Below are 13,960 nucleotides of genomic sequence, written 5' to 3'. Positions count from 1 at the left end.
GATTATCACGTCATGCAGATGAGAAATTATTGCCAGAAAGCAAATGCATTGGCGGGAAATAGTGACAAATAAAATGACTGAACGGGGCTAATTATTTTTTATTGAACGATCGATTAATAAAAAATAATTAGCGTTGAGTTTGTCAGCCGTTAACGGTCAGAAGTTCCAGTCTTCGTCTTCGGTATCAACCGCCTTGCCCATCACATATGACGAACCGGAGCCGGAGAAGAAATCGTGATTTTCATCGGCATTGGGCGACAGAGCCGAAAGGATAGCCGGGTTCACATCGGTCAGCTCAGCGGGGAAGAGCGCCTCATAGCCGAGGTTCATCAGGGCTTTATTTGCATTGTAATGCAGGAACTTATTGACCTCTTCCGTCCAGCCTACGCCATCGTAAAGCTCGGCAGTGTAAGCCAGTTCGTTCTCGTAGAGCGCCAGCAGCAGCTCGATAGCAAACTGTTGCAGTTCATCACGCCGTTCCTGGCTCTGTTTTTCCAGCGCTTTCTGGTACTTATAACCAATATAGTAGCCGTGCACCGCCTCATCTTTAATAATCAGGCGAATCAAGTCGGCGGTATTGGTCAGCTTGCCGCGGCTTGACCAGTACATTGGCAAATAAAAGCCGGAATAGAACAGAAAAGACTCCAGGAAAACGCTGGCGATTTTCTTCTTCAGCGGATCGTCATGGTGATAATGCTCCAGCACGATATCTGCCTTACGCTGCAACGAGGCGCTTTCCTCGCTCCACGCGTAGGCCGCATCCACATCACTGGTGTGGCACAGCGTGGAGAAGATCGAACTGTAAGAGCGCGCATGTACCGCTTCCATAAAGCTGATATTGGACATGACGGCTTCTTCATGCGGCGTCAGCGCGTCTTCCATCAGTGCCGGAGCGCCAACGGTATTCTGAATGGTATCCAGCAGCGTCAGTCCGGTAAAAACACGGATAGTGAGGCGCTGTTCTTCCGCATTAAGGGTATTCCACGCAGGAATATCGTTCGACAGCGGAACTTTTTCCGGCAGCCAGAAGTTAGAGGTCAGACGGTTCCAGACCTCCAGGTCTTTCTCATCCTCAATCTGGTTCCAGTTAATGGCGTGAACACGTTTTAATTTCATTCTCATTTCTTCCGTGGGGTAACTACAGCGAGCAGGAAACGCAGCCTTCGACTTCGGTTCCCATCAGCGCCATCTGTCGCAGACGAATGTAATACAGCGTCTTGATGCCTTTTTTCCAGGCGTAAATCTGCGCCTTGTTGATATCGCGCGTGGTGGCGGTATCACGGAAAAACAGCGTCAGAGACAGGCCCTGATCGACATGGCGAGTCGCCTCGGCATAGGTATCGATAATGGCCTCAGGCCCAATGTCGTACGCATCACGGTACAGCGCCTGATTGTCGTTGTTCATAAAGGGGGCCGGATAATAGACGCGGCCCGTTTTCCCTTCTTTGCGGATCTCAATGCGGGAAACGATCGGGTGAATGCTCGACGTGGCGTGGTTAATGTAGGAAATCGAACCGGTCGGCGGAATAGCCTGTAGGTTCTGGTTATAAATACCGTGCTGCATCACCGCTTCACGCAGCTGCTGCCACGCCTGTTGGGTCGGTAGCGTAATACCGGCTTTACGGAACAGGGCGGCGGCTTCGGGCGTGCGTGGCTGCCAGCTTTGACTGACGTACTGTTCAAAGTATTCGCCGCTGGCGTAGCGGGAATGCTCGAAACCGGCAAAGCGTTCACCGCGCTCCTGAGCAATCAGGTTAGAGGTGCGCAGCGCGTGGTAGGTAATGGTATAGAAATAGAGGTTGGTGAAGTCCAGTGCCGCGTCTGAACCATACTGAATCCCTTCACGCGCCAGATAGCCGTGCAGGTTCATTTGCCCCAGGCCGATAGCATGCGACTGGGCGTTGCCTTTCTCAATCGATGGCACCGAGTGAATATGACTCTGATTAGAAACGGCGGTCAGGCCGCGTACCGCGATTTCGACGGTGCGGGCAAAATCGGGCGAATCCATGGTATGGGCAATATTCAGCGATCCCAGGTTGCAGGAGATATCCTTGCCGATATGGCGATAGCTGAGATCGTCGTTGTATTCGGTCGGCGTATTAACCTGAAGGATTTCTGAACAAAGATTGCTCATGTTAATCCGTCCCTGAATCGGGTTGGCGCGATTCACCGTATCTTCAAACATGATATACGGATAGCCCGATTCAAACTGGATTTCCGCCAGCGTCTGAAAGAATTCGCGTGGATTAATAAAGGTACGACGAATACGCTCGTCGGCCAGCATTTCTTCATATTTCTCGCTGATGCTGATATCCGCAAACGGCAGGCCGTAAATCCGCTCTACGTCATAAGGAGAGAACAGCGCCATCGGCTGATTGTCGCGCGCCAGCTGGAAGGTGATATCCGGGATCACCACGCCCAGCGACAGCGTTTTAATACGGATTTTCTCGTCGGCGTTTTCACGTTTGGTATCAAGGAAACGCAATATATCGGGATGATGCGCGTGCAGATAGACCGCGCCCGCGCCCTGACGAGCGCCAAGCTGATTGGCATAGGAAAAAGCATCTTCCAGCATTTTCATCACGGGGATCACGCCCGATGACTGGTTTTCAATACGCTTGATTGGCGCGCCCGCTTCACGCAGGTTCGACAACAGAAACGCCACGCCGCCGCCGCGTTTGGAGAGCTGTAACGCAGAGTTAACCGAACGTCCGATAGATTCCATGTTGTCTTCAATGCGCAGTAGAAAACAGGAAACTAACTCGCCGCGCTGCTGCTTGCCGCAGTTCAGAAACGTTGGCGTTGCAGGCTGAAAACGGCCCGAAAGGATCTCTTCCATCAATGCCGTCGCCAGAACGGCATCGCCTTTTGCCAGCGTCAGCGCCACCATACAGACACGTTCAGTAAACCCTTCCAGATAGCGTTTGCCGTCAAAGGTTTTCAGCGTGTAGCTGGTGTAAAACTTCCAGGCACCGAGGAAGGTTTTGAAACGGAAGCGATGCTGATAAGCCTGTTCAAACAGCGTATTAACGAAATCGAAAGGATAGGCGTTAAGCACGTCGGCTTCGTAATAACCTTCGGCAACCAGATACTGTAAGCGTTCACTAACTGAGTCGAAAGTGACGCTGTTTGGCAGCACGTGCTGCAGAAAATATTGCCGGGTCGCTTCGGCATCCTTCTCGAACTGAATACGTCCGTCAGCATCGTAGAGGTTAAGCATCGCGTTCAGCGAATGATAATCCGCGGCGACCGCATTAGGGGTTATGAGTGTGCTTTCTGTTGCAGCCACAATTGGGTTACTCCGTGATGAACGTTCGCGATGTCGTCGGCGGTGCCCAGCAGCTCAAAGCGATACAGGCAGGGAACCTGACATTTTTGCGCAATAATGCTGCCCGCCAGGCAGTAGCCTTCGCCAAAGTTGCGGTTGCCCGCCGCAATGACGCCACGGATTAGCTGGCGATTACTGACATCGTTTAGAAATTGAATGACTTGTTTAGGCACCGCGCCACGGGCGGTACCGCCGCCATAGCTGGGAACCACTAAAATATAGGGTTCCTGTACCTGCAAACGCCGATTGCTATCCAGCGGGATGCGCCGGGCGGGCAGGCCGGTACGGACGACGAAGCGGTGAGTGTTTTCCGACTGGCTGGAAAAATAAACCAGTATGGACATTGGCTCAGCCTCGCAGTGCCGCATGGCTTAATGCAGAAATTTTATCGGGGCGAAAACCGCTCCAGTGCTCTTCTTCGGCCATCACCACCGGCACCTGGCGATAGCCCAACGATTTCAGCGTTTCTACCGCAGCAGGTTCATGATCAAGATTCACCAGCTGATAATCGATACCCTGCTTGTCCATCGCATTTTTCGTCGCATTGCACTGGACACAGTTATTTTTAGTGTAAATAATAATGCGCATGATTCGTATTACCCTTCAGGTGGGTTGGAGCCCGGCACGGTTTACTGTTTTCGATGCCGTTGCGGGCCACATGTTGTGGTCGATTTGATGTTTTAAATACTAGATGTAGTGCTGTTGCATTGCAACCGCACAAGATGTGGTATTTTATCAGCGAAGCGGGTGGAACCCTTGAGAAGCCTGGCCTGAAGCGGAAATAAAAAAAATTGAGAAAGTTTTACTGTAAAAAATTGTAGATTAGGTTAAGAGAGAGGGTGAAAATTTCGCCATTATTGCTGAAGGCGTTTCCCAAATTGGACCTGATATCTCTGCCTCCCGGCTTCAGGCAAAAAAAATCCCCGCAGCGCGGGGATGATAAGCGTAGACTGAATTAGTTGCGGGTAGTCGTGGTTGTGGCAATTAACGCCCCAACAAAAATACCTAAAGCTGTACCAATACCGACACCGTGCCATGGCTTGTCACGAACGTAAGTGTCAACCTGTTGCGTGGCTTCTTTGGCAACCTGAGTCACACGATTACGGCCATGCAGTTTGGCGCGTGTTTCCTTCAGCAGGGCTTCCGCTCTTGAGCGGGCGCCGTCAACCTCATCCTGAGCTTTGCTACCGTAAGATTTCAGCAAATCGTCGAGGGTATCGGCTAACTGAGCGACGTCCTGATTGATATCAATGTCTTCATTTTTGGTCGTCCGGTTAAACATTTTTATCTCCCGTGGAAATGATTCGTACTCTTTACTATAGACTATCAGAGAGATTTTTAATGGCGCTGGTCCTGTTCAGTGCCGTTTGTGGACAATTCCGAAAGCCCTGCGCCCTGGCGCTGAGGTAAGGTGGCGGGGTTGGCAAGTATTAGAGGATTAAACATGTATTTACGCCCTGATGAGGTCGCTCGCGTACTGGAAAAAGCGGGATTTGAGATGGATGCCGTAACGGCAAAAGCTTACGGATTTCGCCGTGGCGACAGTTACGTTTATGTCAACCGCGAAGCACGTTTGGGCCGCACCGCGCTGGTGATTCATCCTACGTTAAAGGAAAAAAGCCACAGCTTTGCCGTTCCGGCATCGGAGATTAAAACCTGCGAGCACTATGTGCAGTTCCCCATGTATCTGGTGGGAGACAGTCAGGATCATTACGGCATTCCTCACGGCTTCAGCTCGCGCGCCGCGCTTGAACGTTATCTCGAACACATGTTCGACTGATCTCCTCCCTAAGCGATTCAGCGCGTCTCGCCAGAGAGTGCGCTGGCATCCTGCATCTCCCTGCGATCTGTAACGTTGCTTTACTGCTGTAGACCAGGTATAACGCTGACTGAGTGGAAGTTTAGACGTCTATACGGATAACACAGCAATGCAACAAACCCAGCAGGACAACACGCAACAGTTCAAACGCAGCATGAAAGCGCGCCATCTGGTGATGCTCTCTCTTGGCGGCGTCATCGGCACCGGCCTGTTTTTCAACACCGGCTACATAATTTCAACCACCGGCGCAGCGGGCACGCTGCTGGCTTATCTGATTGGCGCGCTGGTGGTCTACCTGGTCATGCTGAGCCTTGGCGAGCTTTCCGTGGCCATGCCCGAGACCGGTGCGTTCCACGTTTACGCCGCACGCTATCTTGGCCCGGCGACGGGGTATACCGTTGCCTGGCTTTACTGGCTTACCTGGACCGTGGCGTTGGGATCAAGCCTGACCGCCGCCGCTTTCTGTATGCAATACTGGTTCCCTGACTCGCCTGTCTGGCTGTGGTGCCTGCTGTTCTGCGTGCTAATTTTTATGCTGAATGTGGTTTCCTCACGCTTTTTCGCCGAAGGTGAGTTCTGGTTTTCGGTGATTAAAGTGATCACCATTCTGGCGTTTATCGTACTGGGCGGAGCCGCCATGTTCGGCTTTATTCCGTTAAAAGATGGCAGCAGCGCGCCGTTCTTCCATAACCTGACCGCTTCTGGCTGGCTGCCCCATGGCGGACTGCCGATTTTAATGACGATGGTGGCGGTCAACTTTGCATTTTCCGGTACTGAACTGATCGGCATCGCCGCAGGCGAAACGGAAAACCCGCACAAGGTTCTGCCGCTGGCTATCCGTACCACCGTTGCCCGCCTGATCATCTTCTTTATTGGTACCGTATTGATCCTGGCGGCGCTGATCCCAATGGATCAGGCCGGGATCGTCAAAAGTCCGTTTGTTCTGGTATTTGAAAAGATTGGCATTCCTTATGCCGCCGATATTTTTAACTTTGTGATCCTGACAGCCATTCTTTCTGCCGCTAACTCAGGCCTGTATGCGTCAGGCCGCATGCTGTGGTCGCTCTCTAATCAGCAAACGCTGCCTCGTTGCTTTGCTAAGCTGACGCGCCGCGGCATTCCGCTGATGGCGATTTCCGTCAGTATGCTGGGTGGGCTGCTGGCGCTGTTTTCCAGCGTGATTGCGCCAGACACGGTGTTCGTGGCGCTGTCGGCTATCTCCGGTTTTGCCGTGGTCGCCGTCTGGCTGAGTATCTGCGCTTCCCACTACTTTTTCCGTCGTGCACATTTGCGTGCGGGCAAACCGCTGTCGGATCTGAAGTACCGCGCGCCGTGGTATCCATTGACGCCGGTGCTGGGCTTTTTGCTCTGCCTGCTGGCCTGCATCGGGCTGGCGTTCGATCCTGAACAGCGTATTGCGTTGTACTGCGGTCTGCCTTTTGTCGCGCTCTGCTATGGCGCTTACTATTTCACGCAGCTGGTGAGAAAACGCGAGCTGGCAAAGGAGGTTCAGCATGTCCCTGACTGATATTACAAGGCTGGTGGCTTCCGGCCTGGTGCTGGATGGCGCAATGGCGACCGAACTGGAAGCGCGGGGCTGCGATTTAAGCGATGCGCTGTGGTCTGCTAAAGTGCTGATTGAAAACCCGGAACTGATTTATCAGGTGCATTACGACTATTTCAGCGCGGGCGCGCAGGTGGCGATCACCGCCAGCTATCAGGCGACGCCGCAGGGTTTTGCGAAGCGTGGCCTGAGTGAAGAAAAATCGCTTGAGTTAATTGCCAGAAGCGTTGAGCTGGCGAGCCGCGCCAGAACAGACTACCTGGCGACGCAACCGGAGGGTGCCGCTTTGCTGGTGGCCGGATCGGTCGGGCCTTATGGCGCTTATCTTGCCGACGGCTCGGAATATCGCGGCGATTATGCTCTGCCTCAGCAGGAGATGATGGCTTTCCACCGTCCGCGAATTGAGGCGCTGGTGGCGGCGGGGGCGGATATCCTTGCCTGTGAAACGCTGCCTTCATTCGCGGAGATCCAGGCGCTGGTGGCTTTACTACAGGCGTTTCCAGCTACCCCCGCCTGGTTCTCGTTCACGCTGCGAGACAGCGACCATCTTAGCGACGGTACGCCGCTGGCCGATGTGCTGGCGTTTCTGGATAACGTTCCTCAGGTGGTGGCGCTGGGCATCAACTGCATCGCGCTGGATAAGGTGACGGCTGCGCTGAAGGTCTTCTCAGCACTAAGCGAAAAGCCGCTGGTGGTCTATCCCAATTCGGGTGAGCAGTATGACGCCATCAGTAAACGCTGGCACAGCGATGCCTCAACCTGCACGCTGATCGATAATCTTGCCGACTGGCAGGCCGCCGGGGCAAAACTGATTGGTGGCTGCTGCCGTACCACGCCTGCCGATATTAAAGCTATTGCGCAGCGCTGCCGATAAAGCTTCCTGAGGTTTACATCATCGCCCGATCGCATCGGGCGTGATTATCAAACCCGCCTGGACTATTCTCACTATTTAACCTGGCAGGAAAGCTTATGAGACTTCTTTTACTGGCGCTGGCCTCGGCGTGGCTACTGAGTGGGTGTGCGACTATCGTGGGCGATAAAACCCAGGACGTGACCATCCAGAGCTGGCCGCAGGGCGCAAAATTCGTCGTACAGGATGAAACGGGCAGGGCGGTAGCGGAAGGCTACACGCCAAAAACCGTGACGCTGGCTAAGTCCGACGGCAGCTATTTTGGCAAAAAGAAATTCCTGCTGATGCTGGAGCAGCCCGGTTTTGTGCCGCAGACTATCCCGCTGAAAGAGAAGGCTAACCTCTGGTATCTGCTGGGCAACATTCCGCTGGGCGGCTTCCCCGGCTGGCTGCTGGTCGATCCGTTTAACGGCGGCATGTACAGCATTGAGCCACCACCCGCACGCATTATCCTGAATCCAATTGGTGCGCGTGGGGGTTAACAGGTAACGCTAAGCAAAACGGCCCGCGCCTGAGATGACGCGGGCCGTTTGTTACGCCTTGAGGCTTATTGCGCCGTAGGCTGCACCATCGCGTGGGTGGGTTTGTGCTTTGCCAGATACTGCTGCTGGAAGATGCACATACGAATTGTGTTGCGATACTCGCCGTTGATAAAGAACTCGTGGATCAGTTCTCCCTCAATCTCAAATCCCAGCTTGCGGTAAATATGAATCGCTTTTTCGTTCTCTTTATCGACGATCAAATAGAGCTTATAAAGATTCAGTACTGAAAAACCATACTCCATGGCAAGCCTGACCGCTTTGCTCGCCAGCCCTTTGCCCTGATGGCTGGGCGCGATAATAATCTGAAACTCGGCGCGGCGGTGAATATGGTTGATTTCCACCAGCTCGACCAGGCCAGCTTTATCCCCCTCATACTCCACAACAAAACGACGTTCGCTCTGATCGTGGATATGCTTGCTGTACAGATCCTCCAGCTCCACAAAAGCTTCATAAGGCTCTTCAAACCAGTAGCGCATCACGCTGGCATTGTTATCAAGCTGGTGAACAAAGCGCAGATCTTCCCGCTCCAGCGGACGCAGCTTTACGCCATTTTCAACGGATTTGGCACTCATCACTCTTCCTTTTACTGACGAATTTTTAGTCGGGGGGGAGTATACGACGTCAGGAACAAAATAACAGGATGACCCGGTAGAGGTTTAGAAAGTATTTATTTACTCAGCGCAGGAGATCCCGCGTGTTGCCGTATTTTCAAACTCTTCCTTCCCTGCGTAAACCGCGCGTTAGCATGAAATAAATGAACCATAAGTTAATCTAATGTTTCACTAAGGTAATATTTAATGGAATGCAAGTAAACAACGCAGGAAGAAGAGGGGACGAATAAATTATTGCGATGATTGCAATGGCGACAGTAAATACGCAAAGCTAAATACACGAAGGTTAATTCATAACTTTTTGTATTACATCACTATATCTTGCCTGTTATCTGTTTTTTTTGCGATCGATGATTGTTGTTACTCACCACAGAAAAATATCTCCAGCGCAGAAAACAGCATCATCATTTATGTCTCTTTTATATTTATGCGTTAATTTATCACTGCTATTAATGTGATTTTTATGTTGAGGAAATAATTTGTTTTTTTCGCAATCACGACTAGCTTTATGAATGTCGCGACTCAATACGCTATTAATATAAATTACTCTTCCGGCCAGGTATTTTTCGTACGGTCGTTAACTTATTGCAGGATAATTTCTATGAACTGGCTCCACGAAATCTTTCGGCTTTCACCCGAGCTGGCGCTATTCCTTTCGCTCGCTGTGGGTACATGGATTGGTCAATTTAAACTTGGCGCATTTCAGCTTGGCGGCGTAGCGGGTGCACTGCTGGTTTCCGTATTAATTAGTCAGGTCGGGGTCACTATTGATAGTGGAATTAAAAATGTTTTGTTTGCCCTTTTCATCTATGCCGTAGGTTTTGAAAGTGGCCCTAAATTCTTTTCTTCATTAGGTCGACGTACGCTGCGTGAAATAGCTCTGGCACTAATTTTAGTTGTTTCTTCATTAATAACGATCGTAGCGATGGCGAAATTCTTTGCGCTGGATAAAGGTATTGCCGCAGGTATTGCTGCCGGTGCGCTAACACAGTCAGCTATTATAGGGACAGCCAGTGCGGCCATTTCTAAATTGAGTCTGGATCCGGCGCAGCTGCAACAAATGCAGGGAAATGTGGCCGTGGGTTATGCCGTTACTTATATCTTTGGCTCTCTGGGCGCGATTATTATTTGCGTCAATATTCTGCCCAAAATTATGGGCCGTACGATACGTGACGATGCGGTAAAAGCGGAGCTGGAGCTTCTTCACGGTGCCAGTCTGCTGGCACCGGGTCAGGAACCGGCTCTGCCAGAGCTGGTAGGACGCGTATTTCTCGCCGGGCCGGCTGCTGGAAAAACTGTAGCGGCGGTGGAGTCGGCTGCCGATCCGCTTTATCCCGTTACGCTGGAGCGCATAAAGCGTAGAGGCGAGGTCATCGCCGTCACGCCTGAAATGCGGCTGAACGACACCGATGTATTGCTGCTGGTAGGGCGGCGTAAAGGCGTTATCGCGTTAGCCTCTTTGCTGGGAAAAGAGCTGGAAGCTGAAGAGGGGCCAGAAATGGTCATGCAGACGTCTGAAGCCTTGCTGACAAATCCGGTGTTTATTGGTAAGCGAATTGATGAACTGCGTCAGCAAATCTCGGTTGATGTTCGTCACGGTGTGTTTGTCACTGCGCTAAAGCGCGGAGAAGTATTGCTGCCGTTTAAAGACGATACGGTTATTCAACAAAACGACATTGTGACGCTGTACGGCAGTGAACAGGATGTTCAGCGCGCTGTCGCACTGGCCGGGCCGTTGCTGATTAAAAGTCCAAAATCCGATTTGATGTTTCATGGCCTGGGTCTCTCCTTCGGATTGATATTAGGGCTACTGGTCGTGCGTATCGGCGCGGTGCCTCTGACGCTTGGCAGCGGTGGCGGCGCGCTGCTGGCGGGGCTGATCTTTGGCTGGTATCAGGCCCGTAAACCACTCAGCGGCAATATGCCAACGCCGGCTTCCGGTTTGCTGCGCGATCTGGGACTGGCCGGTTTTGTGGCTGTGGTAGGCCTACAGTCTGGCTTGCAGGCTGTACAGACCGTCATGTCAAACGGCATCTCAATTTTCCTGATCGGCGTCGTGGTCACCGTGGTTCCTTTGATGATCACGCTACTGATTGGTCGCTATGTCCTGCGTTATGACAATGTGGCCATTTTTGCCGGTGCCCTTTCCGGCACGCGTAGCGCCAATCCCGCTTTTGGTGAAATTCTTGATAAAGCGGGGAATTCTGTTCCAACAGCACCTTTCGCAGTGACCTATGGTTTAGCCAACGTGTTCCTCACCTTGCTGGGTCCGCTAATTGTCGCGCTGGTCTAATCCCTGTCAGTGAATCTGAACTCCTCAACAGAGAGCCTTGTTATGTCAAATCCCTATGAAAAATATGCTTCACTGAGTCCGTTTGAATTAAAAGATGCGCTAATTGAGCTGGCCTCAAGTAAGGCTGACAGGCTGATGCTCAATGCGGGTCGGGGCAATCCCAATTTTCTGGCGACGCTTCCTCGCAGAGCTTTTTGGCGACTGGGTCTGTTTGCCACCGAAGAAGCTGAGCTCTCCTACTCCTATCTTCCTCATGGCATAGGCGGTTTACCAAGAATTCAGGGCATTGAAGCCCGTTTTGACGCGTTTCTGGCGAATAACCACGAACAGCCAGGCGTGGCTTTTTTATCGCGCGCCGTCAGCTATGTACGCGATCAGTTAGGCCTTTCCGCTTCGGCTTTTTTGCATGAAATGGTGGAAGGGATTCTGGGCGTTAATTATCCGGTGCCGCCGCGGATGCTGCATATTAGTGAAAAAATAACCCGTGAGTACATCGTTAAAGAGATGATTGGCGGAATGCTCTCTGCCGAGGACCTGGATTTGTTCGCGGTAGAAGGCGGGACGGCGGCTATGACCTATCTGTTTAATACATTGCGTACCAATGGCCTGGTGAAATCAGGTGACAAGGTAGCGATGGGGGCACCGATATTTACGCCTTATATCGAAATCCCTCAGCTGGAGGATTACCGGCTGGAGAGTGTTATGATCAACGCTTCCCCGGAAAATAACTGGCAGTATCCTGATGAGGAGCTGGATAAATTATTAGATCCTGAGGTGAAGATTTTCTTCTGTGTGAACCCCAGCAATCCCGCCTCGGTAAAAATGGATAATCGCACGCTGGAAAAGATGACTAAAATAGTGGAGCAGCGTCCCGATCTTATCATCCTCACCGATGACGTTTACGGGACTTTCGCCAACGATTTTAAATCTCTCTTTGCGATCTGTCCGCAAAATACCATTCTGGTTTACTCCTTTTCAAAATATTTTGGCGCAACAGGCTGGCGGCTGGGCGTTATTGCCACCCACCGACAAAATATTCTTGATGAAAAAATCAGTAACCTCAACGATGCTGAAAAGCATCGCCTTAACGAACGTTATCTTTCCCTGACGCCTGACGTCCCCGCACTGAGTTTCCTTGACCGCGTAGTTGCAGATAGCCGCAGCGTGGCACTAAACCATACGGCCGGATTATCCACGCCACAACAGATACAGATGGTGCTGTTCAGCCTGTTTGCTCTGATGGATGGCAATAACGGATACAAGGCGGCGGTATCGGAAATTATTCGACGCCGTCAGGCCGTGCTCTACCGTGAGCTGGGTATTACGCATAGCATAAGTGAAGAAGAAGTGGATTATTACACGTTGCTGGATCTGGAGGCCATTTCGCGCCAGGTTTATGGTGACGAGTTTGCAGCCTGGGTGAATAAGACATTAAATCCCACCGACCTGTTATTCCGCATTGCTGAGGAAACCGGCATTGTTATGCTGCCAGGAACAGGGTTTGGCACGCTAAAACCCGCGGGGCGTATTTCGCTGGCGAATCTCAATGAATATGAATATGCCGCCATCGGTAAGGCGCTGCGACAGATGATGGAACACTATTACAAAGAATATACGCAAAACTCGTCGCAAACGGCTGAGTAGCGTCTGAGGCAACCGCCAGCGCGAACATTCGGCTGGCGGTTGAGCATTGCTTCAGGAAATTAGAAGTTATAGCCGACAACCAGGTAATAACCCCAGCCAGTAGACTTCACTTCGAACGGGCCGCTACCAAAATTCAGCTCCTGTCCATCTGCCCACTGTCCGCCGTTATGGAAGTAACGGGCCACGGCAGAGTAGTGCCAGTGGTCGTAAGCCAGTGACAGGATATGGCTGGACGCAATAGAGTTACTGGTGCGCGACGCATCGCTTTTATCACGCAGATCCGAACCCCAGTCAAAGTTAGTAAAGCCAACGTAACCCAGTTTGCCGCCCCACAGGGTGGTGATAGGGACGAAGTATTTCACCTTGAAGCGATAGCCATCCCAGCTGTTTTCATTGGCCGCACCGTAGTTTTCCCACTGATATTTGGCATAGACGTTCAGCGACAGACCAATGTCGGAATGGGTATCGATATCGGTGCCCAGACCCATATACCAGGTATTCTGGCGGTTATCGCTGTTGCGGCCCATATCGTAGATATAGTTGTTGGCAAAGTACCATTCTTTGAACGGGCCGAAGCTCAGATCGGTGTTGGTCAGCTTGTCGATGGAGAAACGCGGTTCGATCTCCATAAACATCGGCGAGCCGTGGTCAAAAACGCCGTTGGCATTTGAGTTGCCTACGCCAAAGAAGTTGGTCAGATCGAGGTAGCCATAGAAATCGAACCAGTCTTTTTTCGCGAAGGCTTCATACTCGAGGTAGACATCGTTATTGAACTGCGGCCCGAAACGGGTATGGGTGCTTCCTACCACGTTCACGCTCTGGTGCCACCAGTCGGAAACGTATTGTGGTTCATCGGTTGCAGCAAACGAAGCGGCACTGTAAGAGAGCGCAACCAGGGCGCCAGCCATCAGAGATTTATATTTCATTAGATTACCACATGCTTAATGACCATTTTCTGCTGCCTGCAAGATGGTCTTGTTAAGTCGTTATCCGGTGAGGAAGAAGGACTGTTTTCACAACCGAAAACACCCGTATCAAATGCCGCGGCAGTGTGCCGTGATTCGCGCTTTAGGAAATAGAGATTGCTCACACATGTCAAACTCTGTTTCATTTCAATTCCGCTAAAGTGTGATTAAGATCACATTAACAACTGAACTAATGCGCGGAATCCGCTGTCGCGGCATAACGGCCGTTTTTCTCGCCAGGTAATCGTTTGCCTGACGGAGGGATGGAATTTTAGGGTGAGCAA

Annotated in this window: 13 protein-coding genes; 6 read left to right on the top strand and 7 right to left on the bottom strand. The window is 51.6% G+C overall.

Translation table 11 applies throughout. From position 1 onward, the window contains the following. Positions 1-156 precede the first annotated feature (156 nt). The 5 genes from nrdF to AAGQ96_RS16420 form a co-directional block, all read right to left on the bottom strand. Positions 157-1,116, bottom strand: coding sequence for a class 1b ribonucleoside-diphosphate reductase subunit beta (nrdF, locus tag AAGQ96_RS16440; RefSeq protein ID WP_147199430.1), 960 nt, complete (start codon positions 1,114-1,116; stop codon positions 157-159). 22 nt (positions 1,117-1,138) lie between these two features. Continuing rightward, positions 1,139-3,220, bottom strand: coding sequence for a class 1b ribonucleoside-diphosphate reductase subunit alpha (gene nrdE / locus AAGQ96_RS16435; RefSeq protein WP_254446364.1), 2,082 nt, complete (start codon positions 3,218-3,220; stop codon positions 1,139-1,141). Positions 3,221-3,261: 41 nt separating this feature from the next. Next, positions 3,262-3,672: a class Ib ribonucleoside-diphosphate reductase assembly flavoprotein NrdI gene (gene nrdI / locus AAGQ96_RS16430; RefSeq protein ID WP_147199426.1), complete on the bottom strand. Its 411-nt coding sequence runs from the start codon at positions 3,670-3,672 to the stop codon at positions 3,262-3,264. A 4-nt stretch (positions 3,673-3,676) separates the two neighbouring features. Continuing rightward, complete coding sequence (gene nrdH / locus AAGQ96_RS16425; RefSeq protein ID WP_147199424.1) at positions 3,677-3,916, bottom strand: glutaredoxin-like protein NrdH; 240 nt, start codon at positions 3,914-3,916, stop codon at positions 3,677-3,679. 367 nt (positions 3,917-4,283) lie between these two features. After that, complete coding sequence (locus AAGQ96_RS16420; RefSeq protein ID WP_147199422.1) at positions 4,284-4,610, bottom strand: DUF883 family protein; 327 nt, start codon at positions 4,608-4,610, stop codon at positions 4,284-4,286. A 162-nt stretch (positions 4,611-4,772) separates the two neighbouring features. Between AAGQ96_RS16420 and AAGQ96_RS16415 the strand changes: the two genes are divergently transcribed. The 4 genes from AAGQ96_RS16415 to AAGQ96_RS16400 all read left to right on the top strand — a co-directional run bounded on the left by AAGQ96_RS16415 (position 4,773) and on the right by AAGQ96_RS16400 (position 8,103). Then, positions 4,773-5,108 (top strand): DUF2002 family protein, encoded by a 336-nt coding sequence (locus AAGQ96_RS16415; protein ID WP_147199420.1) that lies wholly within the window; start codon positions 4,773-4,775, stop codon positions 5,106-5,108. A 148-nt stretch (positions 5,109-5,256) separates the two neighbouring features. Then, positions 5,257-6,675 (top strand): S-methylmethionine permease, encoded by a 1,419-nt coding sequence (gene mmuP, locus AAGQ96_RS16410; RefSeq protein WP_342754075.1) that lies wholly within the window; start codon positions 5,257-5,259, stop codon positions 6,673-6,675. After that, complete coding sequence (mmuM, locus tag AAGQ96_RS16405; RefSeq protein ID WP_147199416.1) at positions 6,662-7,585, top strand: homocysteine S-methyltransferase; 924 nt, start codon at positions 6,662-6,664, stop codon at positions 7,583-7,585. Before mmuP ends, mmuM begins: the two co-directional genes overlap by 14 nt. A gap of 95 nt (positions 7,586-7,680) precedes the next feature. Then, positions 7,681-8,103: a hypothetical protein gene (locus AAGQ96_RS16400; protein ID WP_147199415.1), complete on the top strand. Its 423-nt coding sequence runs from the start codon at positions 7,681-7,683 to the stop codon at positions 8,101-8,103. A 65-nt stretch (positions 8,104-8,168) separates the two neighbouring features. On the opposite strand, the gene speG is transcribed toward AAGQ96_RS16400, so the two are convergent. Continuing rightward, positions 8,169-8,735 (bottom strand): spermidine N1-acetyltransferase, encoded by a 567-nt coding sequence (gene speG / locus AAGQ96_RS16395; RefSeq protein WP_342754074.1) that lies wholly within the window; start codon positions 8,733-8,735, stop codon positions 8,169-8,171. A gap of 640 nt (positions 8,736-9,375) precedes the next feature. On the opposite strand from speG, the gene aspT reads away from it, so the two are divergent. Beyond that, on the top strand, positions 9,376-11,067 hold the full coding sequence (aspT, locus tag AAGQ96_RS16390; protein ID WP_342754073.1) for an aspartate-alanine antiporter: 1,692 nt from the start codon (positions 9,376-9,378) through the stop codon (positions 11,065-11,067). A 42-nt stretch (positions 11,068-11,109) separates the two neighbouring features. Continuing rightward, entirely contained in the window at positions 11,110-12,711 is a 1,602-nt protein-coding gene (locus AAGQ96_RS16385) for a bifunctional aspartate transaminase/aspartate 4-decarboxylase (RefSeq protein ID WP_342754072.1), read from the top strand. Positions 12,712-12,770: 59 nt separating this feature from the next. Here the strand turns inward: AAGQ96_RS16385 and AAGQ96_RS16380 are convergent, their stop codons facing one another. Continuing rightward, a complete protein-coding gene (locus AAGQ96_RS16380) occupies positions 12,771-13,637 on the bottom strand; it encodes a nucleoside-specific channel-forming protein Tsx (RefSeq protein ID WP_147199407.1) in 867 nt (288 codons plus the stop codon). Positions 13,638-13,960 lie beyond the last annotated feature (323 nt).

It is taken from the genome of Pantoea sp. MBD-2R (genome assembly GCF_039134845.1).
Classification (GTDB): Bacteria; Pseudomonadota; Gammaproteobacteria; order Enterobacterales; family Enterobacteriaceae; genus Erwinia.
The sequence above is the reverse complement of the archived record's forward strand: the minus strand, read 5'-3'. Positions and strand labels throughout refer to the sequence as shown.

What these genes read in the sequence shown, in the direction of transcription:
- nrdF (WP_147199430.1), bottom strand. Translation starts at nt 1,116, where the DNA reads ATGAAATTAAAACGTGTTCACGCCATTAACTGGAACCAGATTGAGGAT.
- nrdE (WP_254446364.1), bottom strand. Translation starts at nt 3,220, where the DNA reads ATGCTTAACCTCTACGATGCTGACGGACGTATTCAGTTCGAGAAGGAT.
- nrdI (WP_147199426.1), bottom strand. Translation starts at nt 3,672, where the DNA reads ATGTCCATACTGGTTTATTTTTCCAGCCAGTCGGAAAACACTCACCGC.
- nrdH (WP_147199424.1), bottom strand. Translation starts at nt 3,916, where the DNA reads ATGCGCATTATTATTTACACTAAAAATAACTGTGTCCAGTGCAATGCG.
- AAGQ96_RS16420 (WP_147199422.1), bottom strand. Translation starts at nt 4,610, where the DNA reads ATGTTTAACCGGACGACCAAAAATGAAGACATTGATATCAATCAGGAC.
- AAGQ96_RS16415 (WP_147199420.1), top strand. Translation starts at nt 4,773, where the DNA reads ATGTATTTACGCCCTGATGAGGTCGCTCGCGTACTGGAAAAAGCGGGA.
- mmuP (WP_342754075.1), top strand. Translation starts at nt 5,257, where the DNA reads ATGCAACAAACCCAGCAGGACAACACGCAACAGTTCAAACGCAGCATG.
- mmuM (WP_147199416.1), top strand. Translation starts at nt 6,662, where the DNA reads ATGTCCCTGACTGATATTACAAGGCTGGTGGCTTCCGGCCTGGTGCTG.
- AAGQ96_RS16400 (WP_147199415.1), top strand. Translation starts at nt 7,681, where the DNA reads ATGAGACTTCTTTTACTGGCGCTGGCCTCGGCGTGGCTACTGAGTGGG.
- speG (WP_342754074.1), bottom strand. Translation starts at nt 8,735, where the DNA reads ATGAGTGCCAAATCCGTTGAAAATGGCGTAAAGCTGCGTCCGCTGGAG.
- aspT (WP_342754073.1), top strand. Translation starts at nt 9,376, where the DNA reads ATGAACTGGCTCCACGAAATCTTTCGGCTTTCACCCGAGCTGGCGCTA.
- AAGQ96_RS16385 (WP_342754072.1), top strand. Translation starts at nt 11,110, where the DNA reads ATGTCAAATCCCTATGAAAAATATGCTTCACTGAGTCCGTTTGAATTA.
- AAGQ96_RS16380 (WP_147199407.1), bottom strand. Translation starts at nt 13,637, where the DNA reads ATGAAATATAAATCTCTGATGGCTGGCGCCCTGGTTGCGCTCTCTTAC.